The 18,562-nt window shown below is 56.1% G+C and carries 16 protein-coding genes; 4 read left to right on the forward strand and 12 right to left on the reverse strand.

Features of this window, described 5'->3' with window-relative positions; translation table 11 throughout:
* Window positions 1-52: 52 nt before the first annotated feature.
* The 3 genes from mdtI to J2X14_RS20320 all read right to left on the reverse strand — a co-directional run bounded on the left by mdtI (window position 53) and on the right by J2X14_RS20320 (window position 3,999).
* A complete protein-coding gene (gene mdtI / locus J2X14_RS20310; RefSeq protein WP_352412954.1) occupies window positions 53-367 on the reverse strand; it encodes a multidrug/spermidine efflux SMR transporter subunit MdtI in 315 nt (104 codons plus the stop codon).
* Window positions 368-369: 2 nt separating this feature from the next.
* Window positions 370-708 carry a DMT family transporter gene (locus J2X14_RS20315; RefSeq protein WP_352412955.1) on the reverse strand — a complete coding sequence of 113 codons (339 nt, stop codon included), beginning with the start codon at window positions 706-708 and terminating at the stop codon, window positions 370-372.
* A 156-nt stretch (window positions 709-864) separates the two neighbouring features.
* The gene (locus J2X14_RS20320) at window positions 865-3,999 is read right to left on the reverse strand and encodes an efflux RND transporter permease subunit (protein ID WP_352412956.1); all 3,135 of its coding nucleotides are present in this window, start codon (window positions 3,997-3,999) and stop codon (window positions 865-867) included.
* A 238-nt stretch (window positions 4,000-4,237) separates the two neighbouring features.
* On the opposite strand from J2X14_RS20320, the gene J2X14_RS20325 reads away from it, so the two are divergent.
* A complete protein-coding gene (locus J2X14_RS20325) occupies window positions 4,238-4,594 on the forward strand; it encodes a KPN_00521 family repetitive protein (protein ID WP_352412957.1) in 357 nt (118 codons plus the stop codon).
* Between the two features lie 179 nt (window positions 4,595-4,773).
* Here the strand turns inward: J2X14_RS20325 and J2X14_RS20330 are convergent, their stop codons facing one another.
* From J2X14_RS20330 to J2X14_RS20340, 3 genes are all read right to left on the reverse strand, one after another.
* Window positions 4,774-6,315 carry an HrpF/NolX family T3SS translocon protein gene (locus tag J2X14_RS20330; protein WP_352412958.1) on the reverse strand — a complete coding sequence of 514 codons (1,542 nt, stop codon included), beginning with the start codon at window positions 6,313-6,315 and terminating at the stop codon, window positions 4,774-4,776.
* Window positions 6,316-6,424: 109 nt separating this feature from the next.
* Complete coding sequence (locus J2X14_RS20335) at window positions 6,425-6,832, reverse strand: DUF2000 family protein (RefSeq protein ID WP_352412959.1); 408 nt, start codon at window positions 6,830-6,832, stop codon at window positions 6,425-6,427.
* A 38-nt stretch (window positions 6,833-6,870) separates the two neighbouring features.
* Window positions 6,871-7,731, reverse strand: coding sequence for an AraC family transcriptional regulator (locus J2X14_RS20340; protein WP_352412960.1), 861 nt, complete (start codon window positions 7,729-7,731; stop codon window positions 6,871-6,873).
* A 238-nt stretch (window positions 7,732-7,969) separates the two neighbouring features.
* Here J2X14_RS20340 and J2X14_RS20345 point away from each other — a divergent pair, with 238 nt between their 5' ends.
* Entirely contained in the window at window positions 7,970-9,151 is a 1,182-nt protein-coding gene (locus tag J2X14_RS20345; RefSeq protein WP_352412961.1) for a CynX/NimT family MFS transporter, read from the forward strand.
* A gap of 43 nt (window positions 9,152-9,194) precedes the next feature.
* Here the strand turns inward: J2X14_RS20345 and J2X14_RS20350 are convergent, their stop codons facing one another.
* Together J2X14_RS20350 and ycgZ are read right to left on the reverse strand one after the other, a co-directional pair.
* The gene (locus J2X14_RS20350) at window positions 9,195-9,506 is read right to left on the reverse strand and encodes a hypothetical protein (protein ID WP_352412962.1); all 312 of its coding nucleotides are present in this window, start codon (window positions 9,504-9,506) and stop codon (window positions 9,195-9,197) included.
* Between the two features lie 197 nt (window positions 9,507-9,703).
* Window positions 9,704-9,952 carry a regulatory protein YcgZ gene (ycgZ, locus tag J2X14_RS20355; RefSeq protein WP_352413006.1) on the reverse strand — a complete coding sequence of 83 codons (249 nt, stop codon included), beginning with the start codon at window positions 9,950-9,952 and terminating at the stop codon, window positions 9,704-9,706.
* Between the two features lie 649 nt (window positions 9,953-10,601).
* On the opposite strand from ycgZ, the gene J2X14_RS20360 reads away from it, so the two are divergent.
* Together J2X14_RS20360 and J2X14_RS20365 are read left to right on the forward strand one after the other, a co-directional pair.
* On the forward strand, window positions 10,602-10,877 hold the full coding sequence (locus J2X14_RS20360) for a hypothetical protein (protein WP_352412963.1): 276 nt from the start codon (window positions 10,602-10,604) through the stop codon (window positions 10,875-10,877).
* A 564-nt stretch (window positions 10,878-11,441) separates the two neighbouring features.
* Window positions 11,442-12,062 (forward strand): response regulator transcription factor, encoded by a 621-nt coding sequence (locus tag J2X14_RS20365; protein WP_352412964.1) that lies wholly within the window; start codon window positions 11,442-11,444, stop codon window positions 12,060-12,062.
* 24 nt (window positions 12,063-12,086) lie between these two features.
* Here J2X14_RS20365 and J2X14_RS20370 read toward each other — a convergent pair whose 3' ends face one another.
* From J2X14_RS20370 to J2X14_RS20385, 4 genes are read right to left on the reverse strand one after another with little or no spacing between them, the layout of a single operon-like run.
* Complete coding sequence (locus J2X14_RS20370) at window positions 12,087-17,639, reverse strand: AAA family ATPase (RefSeq protein ID WP_352412965.1); 5,553 nt, start codon at window positions 17,637-17,639, stop codon at window positions 12,087-12,089.
* Window positions 17,636-18,022 (reverse strand): response regulator transcription factor, encoded by a 387-nt coding sequence (locus J2X14_RS20375; protein ID WP_352412966.1) that lies wholly within the window; start codon window positions 18,020-18,022, stop codon window positions 17,636-17,638. Before J2X14_RS20375 ends, J2X14_RS20370 begins: the two co-directional genes overlap by 4 nt.
* Before the next feature lie 48 nt (window positions 18,023-18,070).
* Window positions 18,071-18,325 carry a XapX domain-containing protein gene (locus J2X14_RS20380; RefSeq protein WP_352412967.1) on the reverse strand — a complete coding sequence of 85 codons (255 nt, stop codon included), beginning with the start codon at window positions 18,323-18,325 and terminating at the stop codon, window positions 18,071-18,073.
* A 2-nt stretch (window positions 18,326-18,327) separates the two neighbouring features.
* Window positions 18,328-18,537, reverse strand: coding sequence for a DUF1427 family protein (locus J2X14_RS20385; RefSeq protein WP_352412968.1), 210 nt, complete (start codon window positions 18,535-18,537; stop codon window positions 18,328-18,330).
* Window positions 18,538-18,562: the final 25 nt, after the last annotated feature.

The raw sequence follows: 18,562 nt of genomic DNA on the forward strand, positions 1-18,562 counted from the left end.
CGATTTAAACAGCCGAAACCTCAAACAATAACCCAGCGCGGCAATACGCCAGTCAGCCAAGCTTCAGCAGCACCATTCCTGCGGTAATCATCAGCAGCCCCACGCAACCTTTTTTACCAAGGGGCTGTTTGAAAATAATCCAGCCGGTTAAGGCTGTCAGCAGGATGCCGCAGCCGCCCCAAATGGCGTAAGCGGTGGCCATATCCAGCCCTTTCAGCGCCTGCGACAGCGCGGTAAACGAGGCAAAAATAAACAGTAACCCCACCACGCCAGGCAGCTTTTTCGCCATACCCTCTGAGCGTTGCAGAAAACCGTTGGCGGTCACTTCCAGCACAATGGCGATGGCCAGATAAAAATAAGCAGCCATCGTCAACACTCTCCGTGTTCGTTTTCAGCAATGTTTACCAGCAGCACGCCGCCCAATAACAGCAGAATCGCGACAAACTGCATTACGCTAAGCTGCTCTTTAAAGAAAATGCTGCCGATCGCCGCCACTGCTAACAGCCCCAGCGACTCCCAGGTGGCATAGGCGACCGCCAGGGCAATTTTTTTCAGCGCCAGCGCCATAAAAGTAAAAGAAAGACCAATGGAAAAATACATCAGCACCATGCCTGCCCAGTTAGCTTCTCTGGAAAGTAACTTCATCACTACAACGCTGCTCACTTCTGCCACTATCGCCAGAAAAAGATAACACCAGGCTCTGGACACCGTTTCTCCACCTTTATTGAATACCAGGCCGGATAGTGTACCTCGGGAGCGTGACGGTAAGATAAAGCTAAAAAACCAGAAAGGCGGCACGCATTAACCCTGCGTGCTTTTTTACTGCCCGGGCGCGAGGCCGCGGGCAGTGTCAGGTAAAAGCGCTTAACGGTCGGCGGTGGAGTTAGCGTGCTGCTGGCGCGTGGCGCGATGGCTGGTGAGATAATGCTTCACCAGCACGAAAAACAGCGGCACAAAAAACAGCGCCAGCACCGTGCCAGCCAGCGTACCACCGATAATACCGGTGCCGATGGCGATACGGCTGTTAGCGCCCGCTCCAGTCGCTACCGCCAGCGGCGTCACGCCTGCGATAAAGGCCAGCGAAGTCATGATAATCGGGCGCAGGCGGGTGCGCGCCGCCTGCAACGTCGCCGCACTCAGCGAGCGCCCCTGTTTGACCGCATCCTCAGCAAACTCAATAATCAAAATAGCGTTTTTGGAGGTCAGGCCAACCGTGGTCAGCAGCGCCACCTGAAAATAGATATCGTTGCTCAGCCCGCGCAGGCTAACGGCCAGCAAAGTGCCCAGTACGCCCAGCGGCACCGCCAGCAGTACCGAAAACGGAATGGACCAGCTCTCATAAAGCGCCGCCAGACAGAGAAACACCACCAGCACCGAGATGGCATACAGCGCGGTTGACTGCCCTCCCGCCTGTTTCTCCTGCAGCGACAGCCCGCTCCATGCGCCTGTCGTCCCGGCCGGCAGCTGGTTAGCCAGCCGCTCAATGGTATTCATCGCATCACCGGAGCTGTAACCTTCGGCGTTCTGCCCCTGGATTTCAAATGAGGCGGAGCCGTTATAGCGATTCAGCGTTTCCGGCCCCATGGTCCAGCGGGTCGAAGCGATAGCTGAAAATGGCGTCATGCCGTTATCAGCGTTGCGGATATACCAGTTATTTAAATCAGACGGCGCAGAGCGATAAGGCGCATCGGCCTGAATATAAACGCGTTTAACGCGTCCGCGATCGATAAAGTCATTGATATAAGCGCCGCCCCAGGCGCTGGTCAGCGTACTGGTCACATCATTCAGCTGAAGTCCAAGCGCGACCGCTTTACTGGTATCGATATCGATCTGCAACTGTGGCGTCTGCGGCAGAATATTAGCCCTGACGGCGGTCAGCGCCGGGCTTTGCGCCGCTTTCTGCAACAGCTGGTCACGCAATGAGGCCAGCTCGCTGCGGGTAGTGCCGCCGCTGGCCAGCAGCTCATAGGTAAAGCCGTTGTTCTGGCCCAAACCCGGAACGGAAGGCGGCGTCAACGCAAACACCTGCGCGTCACGAATCGAAGAAAGCGCAGCCGTGGCGCGGGCGGCGATCGCCCCGGCGGAATTAGCCGTGCCTTCGCGCTCGTCCCAGTTTTTTAATTTAATAAAAGCCATTCCGGCGTTCTGCGCTGCGCCGCTGAAGTTAAAGCCGTTGATAGTAAATATCACATCAACATTCTCTTTTTCCTCGCTAAGAAACCAGTCGATGATCTGCTGGTTAACCGCCTCCGTACGGTTCGACGTTGCGCCTGCGGGAAGGGTCGCCTGTAGCATAATGCTGCCCTGATCTTCCGTAGGCAGAAAGCTGCCCGGCAGGCGGGTAAACATCACGAACAGCACAACGCCTATCGCGCCATACAGCGCGATCAGGATAAGCGGGCGGCGTAGCGTTGCCAGAACCTTATGGCGATATTTACGCTCGGTCGCCGCATAAAAGCGGTTAAACCCACCGAAAAACCCACGGCGATGCGGTTTTACCGGCTTAAGCAGCATGCCGCAAAGCGCAGGCGTTAACGTCAGCGCCACCACCACCGAAAGCACCATCGCGGCAATAATCGTCACCGAGAACTGGCGGTAGATAACGCCGGTTGAACCGGCAAAAAACGCCATCGGCAGAAACACAGCGGAAAGCACCAGCGCAATGGCCACCAGCGCGCCGGATATCTCGCCCATCGACTTCTCGGTGGCTTCCCGCGCCGGTAAGCCTTCGTCATGCATAATGCGCTCGACGTTCTCTACCACCACAATGGCGTCATCCACCAGCAGGCCGATCGCCAGCACCATCGCGAACAGCGTCAGCGTGTTAATGGTATAACCGAACAGCGCCAGCACGCCGAAGGTGCCCAACAGCACCACCGGCACCGCCAGTGCCGGAATAATAGTGGCGCGCATGTTCTGCAAAAACAGGTACATCACCACGATCACCAGCGCGATCGCTTCAATCAGGGTCACCACCACATCCTGCACGGAGATCTTAATGAAGTCGGTGCTGTCCAGCGCGTAAGCCACTTCATAGCCTGCAGGCATGGAATGGCGATACTCTTCCACCTTCTGTTTAACCAGCGTGGCGGTATCCAGCGCGTTCGCGCCCGGCGCCAGCATCACGCCCACGCCCGCAGCCGGATGACCGTTCAGCCGGGTAGACATATCATAAGACTCGCTGCCCAGCTCAACGCGCGCCACGTCTCCGACGCGCACAATCGCCCCGTTGCGATCGCTTTTTACGATGATATTGCGAAACTGTTCCGGCGTTTGCAGGCGCGACTGCGCGCGCACTGTGGCGGTCAGCTGCTGATTATCTGGCGAAGGCAGCCCGCCGATTTTACCGGCGGAAATTTGAATGTTTTGCGCCTGGATCGCCGCGGAGACATCCGCCGGCTGTAGCGAAAACGAGGCCAGCTTGTAAGGGTCCAGCCAGATGCGCATTGCGTACTGACCGCCAAACACCTGAATATCCCCCACCCCTTCCGTACGGGCAAGCGGCTCCTGCATATTACTCACCAGCCAGTCGCCAATATCGTTACTGCTGCTTTTATTGCTGGTGTCATACAGCCCCATCACCAGCAAAAAGTTGGACTGCGATTTGGTTACGGTCACGCCAAGCTGTTGTACTTCGCTGGGCAAGCGCGACAGCGCCTGCTGCACTTTATTCTGCACCTGCACCTGCGCCGTATCGGGATCGGTGCCCTGGCTAAAGGTCACCGTTACGGTAACGCTTCCCCGCGAGCTGCTGCTGGAGGTGAAATAGAGCAGGTTATCCAGCCCGGTCAGCTGTTGCTCAATCACCTGCGTCACGCTGTTTTCCAGCGTTTCGGCGGATGCGCCGGTATAGGTGGCGCTGATATTAACGGAAGGCGGCGCCACATCCGGATACTGCTCCACCGGCAGTTGAGTAATGGAAAGCGCCCCAAGAAGCATAATCAAAATGGCAATAACCCAGGCAAACACCGGGCGATAAATAAAAAAGCGGGAAAACATTAAACGGCGCCTCAGTTTTTAAAGAAAAGCGGGTGGGTTTAGCAAATAGTAAGCCGGAATGCCCTAACCGGATTTGACCTCCCTCCTGAAAATCACGGACAGAGTGTAGCAGGAGGCGCATGTTTGAACGGGCCTGGTCACGTCTGATTTTTACAGTTTATTCTGAAGGCGAACCTCCGCTAATCGTGCCATTGTTAACTATACTATTAGATTGCTAACCTTTATTGAGTGAGGGAATATGAAAAAGACTATCATCGCACTGTCTGCTTTAATGCTGGCTTCGCCGGTTTTCGCGGCCACCACCCACGCAACGGATGATACCGTTGCCGCCGCGCATGAAGGGGCGCATACCGCCAAAGAAAAGCTGCATCAGACGCAGCATCAGGGCGAAGAGATGAAGCTGAAATCAGAGCATGCCGCTGAAGGTAAAAGCGATAATCTGAGCAGCAAAGCCAGCGAAGGCTCGCAGAAAGCGTGGCATAAAACCAAAGAAGGCACCGAAAAGGGCTGGAACGCCACCAAAGAAGGCACTGAGAAAGGCTGGAACAAAACCAAAGAAGGCGCCAGCGAGCTTAAAAACAAAGTTACTGAATAATCGCGTTTAGTTGAGAAAAGGCCGCAAACGCGGCCTTTTTTATTGACGCAGCGGGCCTCGCCCGCACAAAGGATTTTGTCGCAGCAGCCGAGCCTGCGCTGGTTAGCTGCATTCAGCTTAAAGAAAGGATTTTCCGCGCTCGCCTGCACAGATATACATTGTTCTTCTCCCGCAGCGACTTAGCTCTGTGCCCAGACGCGTGGCGCGCTCACCTGTTGATTGCCCGACTGTGCCGTTAACGCCGCGTTCATCGCCTGACCGGCTCCCTCTTTCACCCCCTCCTTCACGCCCTGCTTCAGGCCTTCTTTCAGTCCTGCCGTCAGCGCTGCGCGTCCCGCCGTTGCCGCGACGCCCGCCGCCCCGACGCCGGGGATCAGCATACTCAAACCGGTAGCCACATAGCTCAGGATATCAAGCAGCTTAAAGATGCCGCCGCCCTTCTGCTTTTTCTGATCGGGCTGGGTTTCCTGCCCTCTTGCCATATCATCCTGCGCGCTCAGCTCTTTCAGCGTGGTGGGCGCGTTGGCTAACTGAGGTGGCGAGGCAACCTGGTTGGAGCCTTTACGTATAAAGGCATCCAGATCGCCTTTGCCGATGTTTCTGTCATTGGCTTTATTAAAGAAGTTGCCGCCCGCGCCATGCTTACCGTTATCCAGCATGGAAAACAGCATTGAGTTCGGCTGGCTAAGCAGGTTGGCCGCATCGCGCACTTCCTGACTGTTATGGGTGTCATTGGCAATGTTGGTCAGCTTGTCGGGCTTAATGCCGCCGCCCTTGAAGAAAATATCTTTATTGTTTTGCAGCGTTTCCAGCGCTTTGCTCTCCTGCGGTGAGAGTTTCACATTGTAAGCGGCGACATCACATAAACGATCGCGTGACACGCTCGCGCCGGGATCGTCCTTACCGGTAAGCTGCTGCCACTGTTCGGGATGGCTGGTGTAATATTTCGCCGCGGCGGCCACCTGCGGCGGGCATTTGCCCATATCCTGCGAGCCATCGGCAATTTTCTGCAGGGTTTCCAGGCTGACTTTCTTCGGCAGGCTTTCAGAGTAAAGATAAAGCTCACGCATGGCGTCATTCGCGTTCATCTCACGCGCAGGCGAGCCGGGCGCAGAGTCTGACGGCACATAATCATGGGTATAGGTTTCCGCTTTAGCATCGGCATATTGCCTGATCGCCGGATTCTGCTGCCACTTCTGAATATCCTTTGCGCTGATCTTGCCGTCGCTTTTGCCGTTCTTCGCCGGGTCAATGGCATCAAACATCGCGGGATTGTTTGCCAGCGCGTCCAGCGCCTGTTTGGCATCGCTTGGGGTTGCAGGATCGTTACGCAGCTTTTCCACGCCAGCCCGATCGAGCGGCTTTTTCAGTAGATCTTCATGTCTGCCAAGCGTGGTGATGACTTGCTCAAACGGCATTTGCCCGCTGGCGGCGGAGGTGAGCGGCAGCGCGCCGGTCATCGCGCCGGAGCCGGTGAGCTCCGACAGCAGGTTGCCGATCAGGCTCGACAGTAGCTGTGCAAGCGGCGGTGTGGTTTGTCGGCCAGGTTGCCCGACTAGCGGCAGATTGCTCTGGCCCGACAGCGTCGAGCGGTTAAAAGAGAGGGGAGCCAGGCCAGCGCTTTTCGCCTCAGGCGGCTTAGCCGTTGGCGTTCCCGCATCGGGCAACGCAGGTTCGCGCGGCGCGGTAAAGTTTGATGGTGAAAACCCAGAGAGGCGCATCGTTTTTCCTTCCGTCAGATAAAGATCCTTGAGTGGCTGCCGCTAAACGCAAGTTCCATTTATCTGACGCAGGGAAACGGGCGGGCCAGAGGCAATAAACCGTTGCGGCCTATTTATGCAGCGCCAGCCCCTTCATCGCTTTATCTACTGCCTTTTTCGGGCCGCGTAACGCCAGGCCGACTAAATCCAGGTTATCCGCATCCTCGGCCAGAAAAACATCGCGGTTGGCCTGGTCATGGTCGGTAGAAAACATGGCGTATACATAGGGGATCAGCGTGAGTTCCCGCTCCAGCCCTTTTCGGTGCGCATTCTGCAAGCCGTTAAGCTCTGCTTCAAAAACCAGCATCGGCTGGCCCAGCATATTGCCATAGCGATTGCCATGCGCATCCCTATAGGGTTCACCCATCATTTCCGGCGCGGCGGAAGCCACGCCGCTGGCAAGAAACGCCACCACGTTCAGACGCTGCCACATTGCCAGGTCATGACGAACAATCAGTGCGACTTTGGTATCAAACATCAATCAGGCTCTCCGGTAATTAACAACAGAGGCCATCATCAAAGAGAGGGGCTACGCGCGTATAGAACGTTTGTGCATTGGTGCTGATATTCAGCTGGCGTAATGCGATAAGCGCGCCGGAACCAGCGGCCAAAATGGCTTTGATCGGCAAAACCGACCTGCGCGGCGGCTTCGGCGGGATGGAACCCTTGCACCAGCAGCATCCGGGCGGTACGCAACCGTAGCCGCACCAGATAAGCGTGGGGCGACTGACCAAACGCTTTTTGAAACTGACGGGTCAAACGAAAGCGATCGATACCAGCATAGTTTGCCAACTCGTCAAGACCGATATCCATTGCCATACCGTCATGCATATAATCCCGCACCCGACACATCTGGTTAAACGACTCGCCCAATTCCAGCGCGGGACGAAGGGAAAGGTGGCGTGAAAGCAGATCGATCAATCTATCCAGGCTTTGGTCGCGCGCCAGTTTGCCTTCATGAAAATGTATGGCGTGAAAGGCCTGCGAAATAGCGTGATTGAGTAACGGATCGTCGGTCAGCGTATGCTGAAAAGCGGCCTGTAACGTGGAAATATCGCCTGCGCTGCGGCGCTGCAGCATAGTGGTCAGCCACGCCTGCGGCAGATAGAGCATGGTATAAGCAAAGCCTTCCTCATGCGGTGCGTGACCATCGTGTACCGCGCCCGGCTCAATCAGGATCACCCGGCCTGGACTGCTGGTATGCAGCGTACGATGACAGTGAAAACGCTGTAGCCCCGTTTGCGTCACGCCCACCAGCATCTCGTCATGGTCGTGCGGATCGTAAGCATGGCCGTAAAAATGGGCATGCACGCTTTCGATGCCGGTTTCATGGTCGCGCTGCAAGTTTATCCAGTCGTTGCTTACGGATTTTGGCATTTGGCATTCCGTCCAGCTCGTTAAATCGTCTGACAATTTGCCAGTCCCGCTATTTACCTTATCTGTTTTTTAGCCAGTCAGGTATCTCTGTTGGCCTGGTCAGCGATGCCGCCGCTTTACAGCCTCGATGCGGTTGGATAGTATGGCGCGCAGACATCAGGGCCGCGCCCTGTTGCGTAAGCGTTAACGTTAACCAACGCACTATCAGCAGATTTTCTGCTTTTTGTGCGTAGGTATTATGCGATCGTCGATATCCCCCTCCCCGTTTTTTTTCCTGTTTGTATTGCTGATAACCGCAGCCAATTTACGTACCCCGATTACCGTTACCGGCCCGGTGCTGGAAAATATCAGCCGGACATTTAACCTGAGCGCCTCTGAAGCGGGCCTGTTGAACTTTATTCCACTGGGCATGTTTGCCGTGCTGGCACCCTGCGCCTCCTGGCTGGGCAGTCGGCTGGGGCTGGAAAAAGCGCTATGGGCCGCGGTCTGGCTGATTGCGCTGGGATCGCTGTGGCGCATTATGGGCTATGAGAGCGGTCTTTGGCTGGGTACGCTGACGCTCAGCGCGGGTATCGCCATCGCCAACGTGCTGCTGCCGCCGCTGATTAAACGCGACTTCACGGAACATACGGCAAAATATATTGGCCTTTACGCCTCAACGATGGCGATTACCGCCAGCCTGGCTTCCGGCACCGCCGTTCCGCTGGCGCAGGCGACGTCGGCGGGATGGATCTTATCGTTGGGCATCTGGCTGGTGCCCGCGCTGATTGCGCTGGTGGCCTGGCTGCCGCCGCTTAAATACGCCCGCACGCCGCGCCCGCAGCCGCATAGCGCCAACACCGTGCGGTTAACCTCGCCGTGGAAATCGCCCCTCGGCTGGCAGGTTTCACTGTTTATGGCGTTGCAGTCGATGGTGTTTTATACCCTGATCGCCTGGTTTACGCCCTATGCGCAGGCGCATGGCTTTAGCCAGCTAACGGCAGGCTGGCTGCTGTTTCTCTATCAAGTGATTGCGGTTGCCGCCAACCTTGGCTGCATGGCGGCGCTGAAAAAACAGCGCGATCAGCGGCTGATTGGTTTTGTCGCGTCGCTGGCTATTTTTATCGGCCTCGCCGGGCTGCTGCTGGCGCCGCAGCTGGCGGCGCTCTGGCTGATCAGCGCCGGGCTGGGCGCGGGCGCATCAATGGTAACCTGTCTGGCGCTGTTCAGCCTCAGAGCCGCCAATCATCAGCAGGCTTCCCAGCTTTCCGGAATGGCGCAGTGCGTAGGCTATGGGCTGGCGGCGCTGGGTCCGCTGGCGTTTGGCTGGCTGCATGAAATTTTTGCCAGCTGGAATAGCGCGCTGCTGGCGCTGCTGGGAATGACAGTATTGCAGATGGTGATCGCGCCGCTGGCGGGCAGGAATAAACAGATCGGGTAACAAAGATACCGACAGGCTGCTTTGCAGCCTGCCGGTATCTTATCTAGTCATTCTCCTCACGATTCTCACTTCGCGCTCTTCTGAATCCGAAGCGGTGCTGTGGGATTTTGACTGTTTTAGCGTCAGTGTTGTCGGCGTCTTTTCGACGGAGCCCCGTCACTGACTGCGGAATATGTCTGAATGCTTTTCTTGCTTCCCAGTAAGCCATGACTTTTTCTTCATCGCTTTCGTGTTCCGCAAGCTGCTGTAATTTATCCATGATGGCGTGATTACTTAAAGCACTCTGACTGTCCAGAATGGACATCACCGCTTCGCCAAGGGCTACATGCACATTCTTAAAATCTTCTTTATCCAAACTCTCTCCTGTGCTGATGTTAAAGGAAACCGATCATTCAGACGAAGCGGAATAACCGGATGCGCTTTCCAGGCGTAGCTGTTCTTTGCGGCAACAGCTACGCCAGAATCAGGAGAGTTTTACTGCGGGTATACATAACGTAAATACAGATTATTAATGTCAACAAACCAAGCCGGAGAGCGTCATCAAGCAGGGAGTTACTCTCTTCCCAGCGCCAGAGCCAGCAGTGCATGGTAATGCTTTTCCATTTCCTTGCTGGCGGCGCCATCCAGCTTGGTTAGCAGCCTGGCGCAAATCGCCTTGCGATTTACCGTTTGTCCCGCCCGTAAAATATCAGCGACAATCTGCCCCAGCGTTTCCTGCTGAGTAGGGATATCCATATCTGCCATTTCAAAACGCTGAGCAAGTGCTTTATCGGTTTTAGGTGTCCATCGTTGCTGCTGCATCATTGGCGCCCTCGTGGTCAGATTATAAAATAAGCTAAGTTGATGCAGCCTAAGCTATACAAAAAATCGAAAGCTGTACAGGTATTTTTTGCCTGTTTTTTTTACAGATCGATCTTGATCCAGGAGCAGAGAAAGGGATAGGAGTAAGCGGTGTTGCATCAGCTTCAGTACCAACTAACTCCAGTAATAGATGGCCCGCACCAAACCCAATTTTATTTTTGTATACTGAAAATAGTGCAATGAAAAATTAATAGCGGCGAAAAAAAATAGCAGAAAATACGTTTAAAGCAATATCGTTCGTCAAGGAGACGATTAATATAACCGTAAACAGAAAACTTCCGGCAATAAACCAGTCAAATAAATTCATTTAAATAATAATTAACCAAAAGCAAAAAACTGACTTTAAAAACATATTGATCCCAATAAAAACATAATGTACATATAAAAAAACATTAACCTGAGATGCGTAATGAAAAAAAATTTAATCATTTCCTTTTTTTTATATTTTATTTTTTTTACTGCAATGCATATTTTGCCTGAATACCTTCATCACGGTTATTTTGAAAATACGCTTAAGAAGGTATGTTATGCAGCTATAACAACCGTGATATTTATAGCCACAAAAATATACTTTTCAAGGAGATAAAAAATGAAATTATTAGGATATGAAGAAATCAAATCTGTTTCCGGAGGCAGGGACACACCTCAGGCGGTAGGAACGCTTATCGGGGGAATTTTAGGAAACGCATCAAAAATACCGAACGGCGGACTTTATGGCTCTGTTATAGGTGGCTACTTGGGTGCCAAAGGGTATGATAACGCAAGACAAACAATCACCATCCCTGCCGATATAAAAATTGATTATATAAACCATGGCAGCCCCTGGGGGCCGATTAATCTACCGAGCTTCCCTGTCTGGCGTTAATTTCCTGAGAGCATGCTTACAGCGCAAAACGGCCCGCTTTGCGCAGGCCGTTATCATCTCAGTGCTGGAACAGGCTGAAGGTGCTGCTGTAATAACTGACCATCCAACCTACGTAAACCAACCACACCAGCATCAGTCCGGTTAAACTCATTTTCAATGTCATCTTATTTCCCTACCCTTGCCGAGGTTTTAACACGTCTGCGGCATACTGTGGCAGAGTCAGAAAAGACTGAACTTGCGGCAGATCAATTAAACCCGTTTCATCACAAAAACGGATAAGCCGTGATGATCAATTTTCACCCTCTTAGCGACTTGGCACAGGCCACAAACGCACAATGTTTGCGCTAATGACGGGTGCGCCTTGTACCGATAGTGCAAAAAATATTCTTTTTTCATCATGCACTTAGCTAATCATGGTTATGATGGTTTTTCATAGATGATAATGATAACTATTGTGATAACATCCAGACTCGTTGCAAAAAAGTTGCCATCATATTGCTGTAATTAATATAACTAGTGTGGTTAGCGATACAGCACTATTCCCCCTGATGACAGAGGCTAATCATGGATTCTATTGTGTATGTGGTTGACGATGATCATTCGGTTCGGCAATCCCTGGTTAGCCTGCTGACGGCTGAGGATTATCAGGTGGCCGCTTTCGCTTCTGCACAAACTTTTCTGGCTCACCCTTTTAGCCCAACGCCGGGCTGTTTGATCCTTGATATGAATATGCCGGAGGCGAACGGGTTTGACGTTACCGACGCGCTGACCCAGCTGGGTTATCTGATCCCGACGATTTTCCTTACCGGCTACGGCACCATTCCGCTGACGGTAAAAGCGATGAAAGCGGGCGCGTATGAGTTTATGACCAAGCCCGCCGTTCCGCGCCTGCTGCTGCAGGCAGTCGCCGATGCGCTTAAGCTGGCGGAAAAGAATCTTGCCGCATCGCGGGAAAAGCAGGCGCTAAGCACCCGCTATGAATCCCTGACGCCGCGCGAACGCGAAGTATTGCAGCTGGCGATTGGCGGGCTGCTGAACAAGCAGATCGCCACGGCGCTGGGCGTCAGCGAAATCACCGCTAAGGTGCATAAGCGCCGGGTGATGGAGAAGATGGCGGTACGCTCGCTGACCGATTTAGTCAGAGCCGCCGAGCGCCTGAATATTGTGAAAACCGGCAGCCGCTAGCCTGCTGGCGGCATCATCCGGCGTTCAGTTCTCGCTCTCGCTCTCGGTCGGCAGCGTAAAGGTAAACAAACTGCCGTACGGCTGGCGACATTCGGCGGTGAGCTCGCCGCGATGTTTTTCAATAATGCCATAGCTGATGGTCAGCCCCATTCCCATGCCCTGCGCTTTCGTGGTGTAAAACGAATCAAACAGCCGCGCTTTTACCTCCGGGCAGAGGCCAATGCCGGTGTCAGCAATCTCCAGCCGGATCTTCCCTGCCGTCGGGTTTTCAGAACTCACGGTGAGCACGCGCGCGCGCTGGTGAATATCTGACATCGCGTCAATGGCGTTCATCACCAGATTCAGCAGCACCTGCTGGATCTGCACGCTGTCGCCATAAATAAACGCCGCTTCCGCCTTGAGCGCATACTCCAGCACAATCTGCCGCCGCTCCAGCTCGCTGCGCGAAAGTGCCATAATGTGCCACACCAGATGATGTAAGTTGACGCGGGCGTAGCCTGAGGTTTGATTGCGGGTTAACGCCTGCAGGCCGCGAATAATATTTCCCGCCCGCTCCCCTTCGCTGATGATCTCTTCCAGACTGCTGCGCGCGTTGCTTAACATGGCCGGTTCGCGGCTTAGCCAGCGCAGGCTGGCGCCCGCATTGGCGACAATCGACATCAGCGGCTGATTAATTTCATGCGCAATCGAGGCGGTAAGCTGCCCGACGGTGGTTGCACGCGAGACGCGCGCCAGATCCGCCTGCGCCACGCGCACCGCATCTTCCGACTGCCGTCGGGCGGTGACGTCGGTAATGGTGCCGAAATATTCATCGATATCGCAGCCCTCGCCGACCGGATTGCCGACACCCAAAATATAGCGACAGCTGCCGTCCGAACGGAAAATACGGAACTCGGCGCGCATGGAAACGCCGTTGTGGACGCTTGCCGTGACCAGCGCGCTGATGCGCGGATGATCTTCCGGATGTACCCGCTGTAAAAAATCCACCATCGAAAGCGTGTGCTGGCTGGCCGGCAGGCCGAGGATCCGGGCGTACTCGTCGGAAACGGACATCAAATCCTGCTTTAGCTCCCAGCGCCAGGTGCCGGTGTTACTGATCTTTTCGCCCAGCATCAGCGACGTCTGACTGGCGCGCAGCTCTTTCTCTATCCGCCCGCGCTGAATATTCTCTTCCAGCAGTTCGGCATACAGCCGCGCCGTTTCCAGCGATACCGCCGCCTGCGCCGCCAGCATCCTGACGATACGCGAATGCTCGGCGGTAAAAATATCCGGCATCAGACGGTTTTCCAGATAAAGCACGCCGACCATTCTTGCCTGCTTGTACATCGGCACGCACATCACCGCCGCGCCGGAGGTGACCAGATAGGCGTCCTGGCTGAACGGGCTGAAGGTTTCCGGCTTGCCGGTGCGAATCTCCTGGCCGGTACGCATCACGGCGGCCAGCACCGACAGCGGCATATTGGTTGCCGTTGGTCGTTCTTTGACGATACGCACCTTCACGCCATCGGAAGTGGTTTCCGCCCATGCCTGGATTTCCGGCAGATGGTTATCCAGAATGCGGATCAGCAGCCCGCGCTGCGCGCCCGCACGCTCCAGCAGCATCGTCATCAGAATATTGATCAACCGATCAAGGTTGATCTCTTCCGTCATGGCGCGTACCGCGCGCAGCACGCTCTCCAGATCGCGGATCGCCTCATTCTGGGCAAAGGCGATGGTGTCGTAAGGCGTGCTCTGCACCGATGGCGCCAGATGCGGCCAGAGCCGCTCCAGCTGCCGCAGTTTAGCCAGCGCTCCCCATCGGCGCCAGGCGGCAAATGCCCCTTTGAAATAGGCGTCTGACGCCACCTGCCAGCCGCAGGCTTTGGCAAAATGGCCGGCCAGCTCGTGTGCCAGCCCGTTAATCGGATGAAACTCCGCCTCGCCGGAGAGCCGGATCGCCGTTTCATACTGCTCGACGGCCTGCCCATTACGCTGCTCCAGGCGCGCCAGCTCCGCGGCAATCAGCGCGGCCTTATCGGCAAAGGTGGCAGGATTATGCTGCGCCCACTGATTAATGGTTTCATAGTGCGTCAGCAGTGCCTGGCGGTGCGCGCTGCTGAACGTTTCTGGCGTCAGCGGCAGCGTCAGCGTCAACGCGCTGTAAAAGTGATAATCCAGCAGATGCAGATAGCCCGGCACCGCATAGGTCAGCGCGCCAGCCTCGGCAAGCGCACGGCTGGCCTGTGGATATTCGCCCGCCAGGAAATGGGACATGCCGCGATACAGCCAGAACCAAAAGCGCGTCAGCGCAATCGGCGCGCGACCATTCTCTGGGGCGATCAGCGCATCAGGAAGCACTTCCTCGCCGCTAAAGTGCGCCGACGAGGGATTACGCAGATGCGTCACATACAGCCGCTGGATCAGCAGCAGCACCTCGACATCGGGAAAGCGCAGCTTACGAATAAAGCTCAGCCCGCGTTCAAGGGTGGTCAGCATGCCGTCCAGGTGATCGCCGCGCGTGAGAAAATTCATGGTTTGGTGACGAATAATAAAACAGGCGACGGTCAGATCGCCGTGATCGACCGCGACGGTGAAGCAGTTTTTGGCATGCGCCACGGTTTGACTCAGCGGCTCTACCCAGGCGCTGGCGAGATCCAGCGCCAGCAGCGTGCGCCCGCGAAAGCGATGAAACGGATGCTGCATCACCAGATCGCATCCCAGCAGGCTGTATTGCAGGCCCTGCGGATAAGCATCGTAACGCCGCCCCAGCAGCACGCCATACCAGCCGAGCGCGGTGGTGGATGCGCCGCACAGCCCGCGATCGAGCGTCATCTCCAGCACCTGACAGAGTATTAAAAAATGCAGGCGCGGGCTGGCGAACGCGGCGAACATGCTGGCGCTGATCATCAGGTTCATAATGGCTTCTGCTTCGCCATCTTCCACCATCGGTAACGTGCGAAATAGAGCAAGATCGCCGCCGATGCGCGCCTCAAGCGCCTGACGCGCCGCCAGGCATTGTCGATCGTCGGTATCGCGGCTCAGATGGATACCAAACACCGCCAGCCAGGCCAGCGCGGTCTCCAGCGCCAGCGCCATATTCGACTGGCGCATATGCACTTCCGCCAGCATACCGGCCGCCAGCGCTTTTTGCTCGCGGCTGCCGGGCATACTCATTAGCTGGTTACAGAGCGTCAGCGTCGCAGGCAGGTTGCCCTGTAAAAATTCGCACTCCGCCTGCTGGAAGTCGAGCATAAAGGCGTCATCCGATGCGGGCTGCGGCGCATCCGGCTGTAGTGTTTTCGCCGTGCGCAGATAGCGCACCGCCGAAGCGTAATCACCGGTGCTTTTAGCGCGTTGCGCGGCGCGACAGCAAACGGCGCGATAGCGATCGCGATCCGGGGTAGTACGCAGATCGTCGATGGCGCAGGTAATATGGTGCACCGCCAGAAACAGCGTGTCGTTGTTATCGTGTTGGCTTAGCGTATCGGTTAGCTGACGGGCGGCGGCAACGTTAAGCCGACAAATCTCTTCCGGCTCCAGCAGCGCCTGCGCCGCCTTATGCAGGCGATCGTGCGTAAACGCATACTCATCTCCGGCAAGGGTAATCAGGCGCGCGGCGATGGCGGGCTGGAGCTGTTCCCGCAGGCAGTTGAGCGAAATATTCTGTAGCTGGCTGAGCAGCGCCAGCTTGCCGCTGCCGCCGACGCTGGCGAAACAGCCGAGCAGCTTGCGCGTCGGCAACGGCAGTTCAGCCAGCTGCTGAAGCATCAGGCTGGTAACGTTTTCGGTATAGTTACGCGCCCGAATCGCCGCCAGGTCGTAATGCCATTTGCCGTGCTGCGGATGGTGGATAACCAGGCCATCCTGCACGATACGGCGAAAAAATTCATGGACAAACAGCGGATTGCCGCCGGTTTTCTCATGGATAAGCGCCGCCAGCTCGCTCAGGCCTGCGGCGCGCGTTTGAAACAGCTCGGCCAGCCAGCGCGCTATCGCTTTAACGCCGAGCGGCTGCGGCCTGATTTCCACCAGGTGACCGGCGGCGGCGCGCAGTCCCGTCAGCTGTGGCTCAGCGCCGCTTTCCGCATCGCAGTGCGACATCACCATCAGCAGCGGCAGCGCCGCGCTGTTTTCCGCCAGATACTCCAGCAGCTGTAAACTGGCCTGATCGAGCCAGTGAATATCATCGATAATCAGCACCAGCGGACGCCCCGGCGTGGCAAACGCCGTCACCAGGCAGTGCGCCATCTGATTAAAACGCAGGCGCGCATCGGCAGAGTGCATATCGGCAGGCAACAGCGGCTTGCTTGCCAGCAGCAGCCCCAGCTCCGGCACCAGATTCACCGCCAGCCCGACATGGCTTCCCAGCGCCTGACGCAGTCGCATTTTCCACCCGCTGACTTCAACCGCGCCCAGACCGAGCAGGTAAAGCGTCAGCGAGCGAAAGGCGGCGGCGATCGCCGCATAGGGCAGCACCGGCGAATATTGATCGGCCTTGCCGACGGCGAGCAGCGCCGGTTTATGCTGAATTTTTTTTAACGCTGAGGCGATTAACGAGGATTTACCGCTACCCTGCGGCCCGCTAACGATAGCCAGCGCGGAACGGTTCACCGCGGCAACCCGCTCAAAAGCGGCCAGCAGTTGCCCTTCCTGCGGATGATGTAGATAAAGGTTATCCGTCAGCCAGCGGGCGGGAACGCGATCCTGTAGTCCTGGCGTAAACGCCGCGATCTCTTGCTGTGGCGAAAGGGTCGCCTGGCAGCGGCGCAGATCGGCGATAAGTCCGCTCACGGTCTGGTAACGATTGGCGGGCGATTTTTCCAGCAGGCGCAAAATAATCACGGAAAGCATTGGCGGGATCGCGGCGCACAGCTGATGAGGCGGCCGGGGCGCAGAGGCGATATGGTGATGCGCCCACTCCGCCTGCCCGCCTTCGCTGAGATCAAAAGGCAGCGAGCCGGTCAGCAGCTCATAGAGCACAATACCCAGGCTGTAGAGATCGCTGCGGCTGTCCACCGCGTCACGGGTGCGCGTGGTGTGTTCCGGCGACATATAGGCCAGCGTCCCGCCGGAGACATTCAGGCGCGTCTGCGCAGCGCTTTCAGCGGTGACGGTGAGGCCAAATCCGCCCAACCGCCATTCGCCGTCGGGATCGATAAAAAAGTTGCCCGGCTTGATATCGTTATGAATCAATCCCAGCGCGTGCATCTGCCGCAGCGGCTGACAGAGGCGCACCGCCTGCGCTAAAAAATCGGCAATCGCGCTGATTCTGACTCGCGCCAGCGTTTTAAAAGCAAAAGAGGCGTAGACCAACGCGTAACGACCGTGATGCAGCGTCGCGCCGATCGGCATTACCGCCCAGTCATGGGTGAGCTGCGCGCGCAGCGAAAACTCATTTTTCAGCAGCGGGATCGCCTGAAACGCGCTCTCTTCGCTGGCCGCGCTGGCGATGATAAAGGGGTCCGCGCCATGCAGCGGCTGGCAAAGCGTCCAGGCAATCGGGCCTTCCTGCGCCAGCGGCGTGAAAATAATGTCATCGCTTAAGGCGAAAACTTCGGCGTCCATCATTTTTCCGGCGTCGGAAAGTTTCTCGCTCATCGGCGCTCCTCGCGGGCAGAGAGTTCACGACGAATATAATCCAGCAGCGTATCCACGTTAATCGGTTTACGTAAAAAGGTGACCGCGCCGAGGTTAATGGCGTACCACAGCATGTTTTCATCGCCGTGACCGGAGATAAAAATCACCGGCGGCGGAGTGGTTTGCGCAATCAGCTGACGATAAAGCTCCAGACCGCTCATGCCCTTTAGTTTGACATCCAGAATAAGCAGCGCCGCGTCGGCCCGCGCGTTGTCATCCTGCAGAAACGCCTCCGCAGATTCAAACGCCTCGGTTTCGTAACCGTCCGACTGCAATAAATTGCATAGCCCGCTGCGCACGGAAGGTTCATCGTCAACAATGACAATGCACGGTGACAGCCTCATGCGGTGATCCCCTGTCTGAATTCACGCGAACGTGAGTGGCGCTCTTTCTTAAGGTTTGCTTTCGCCTTCAGGAGGAGGAGTGCCGCTGATTTTAGGCACGCATTCATGACGAAACCATGCCAGTGTGACCGGTTGACGCTGCATAAGCCGTCGGCATACCGGAATAAGCTGCTCGCCAACCAGCATGCCGAACAGCCCCAGCAGAGCGATAATCGGCGGCGCTGGCGACTGAACATGCATTGCGCTGTAGATGACACCGGCCAGCAGGCCGGTCGCCAGCGAAACAAGATAAGATTTCAACATAATCAGCCCGTGCGCGTATAGAGCGACGTCGCCTGCGTGACGTCGTGAGCGGCGTAAGCCTCCAGCGCCGCGCTGGTCAGCCAGCCGCCAATCAGCATGCCCAACAGCCCCACCAGCGCAATGGCGGGCGGAGCCGGGGATCGCACTTTCAGCAGTGCATAGAGCAAACCAATAACCACGCCTGCGCCCAGGGAGAGCAGCCCTGCGGTCATGATGTTTCTCCCTTTTATCGTTGCT

The organism is Mixta sp. BE291 (assembly GCF_031457955.1).
Taxonomy (GTDB): Bacteria; Pseudomonadota; Gammaproteobacteria; order Enterobacterales; family Enterobacteriaceae; genus Mixta.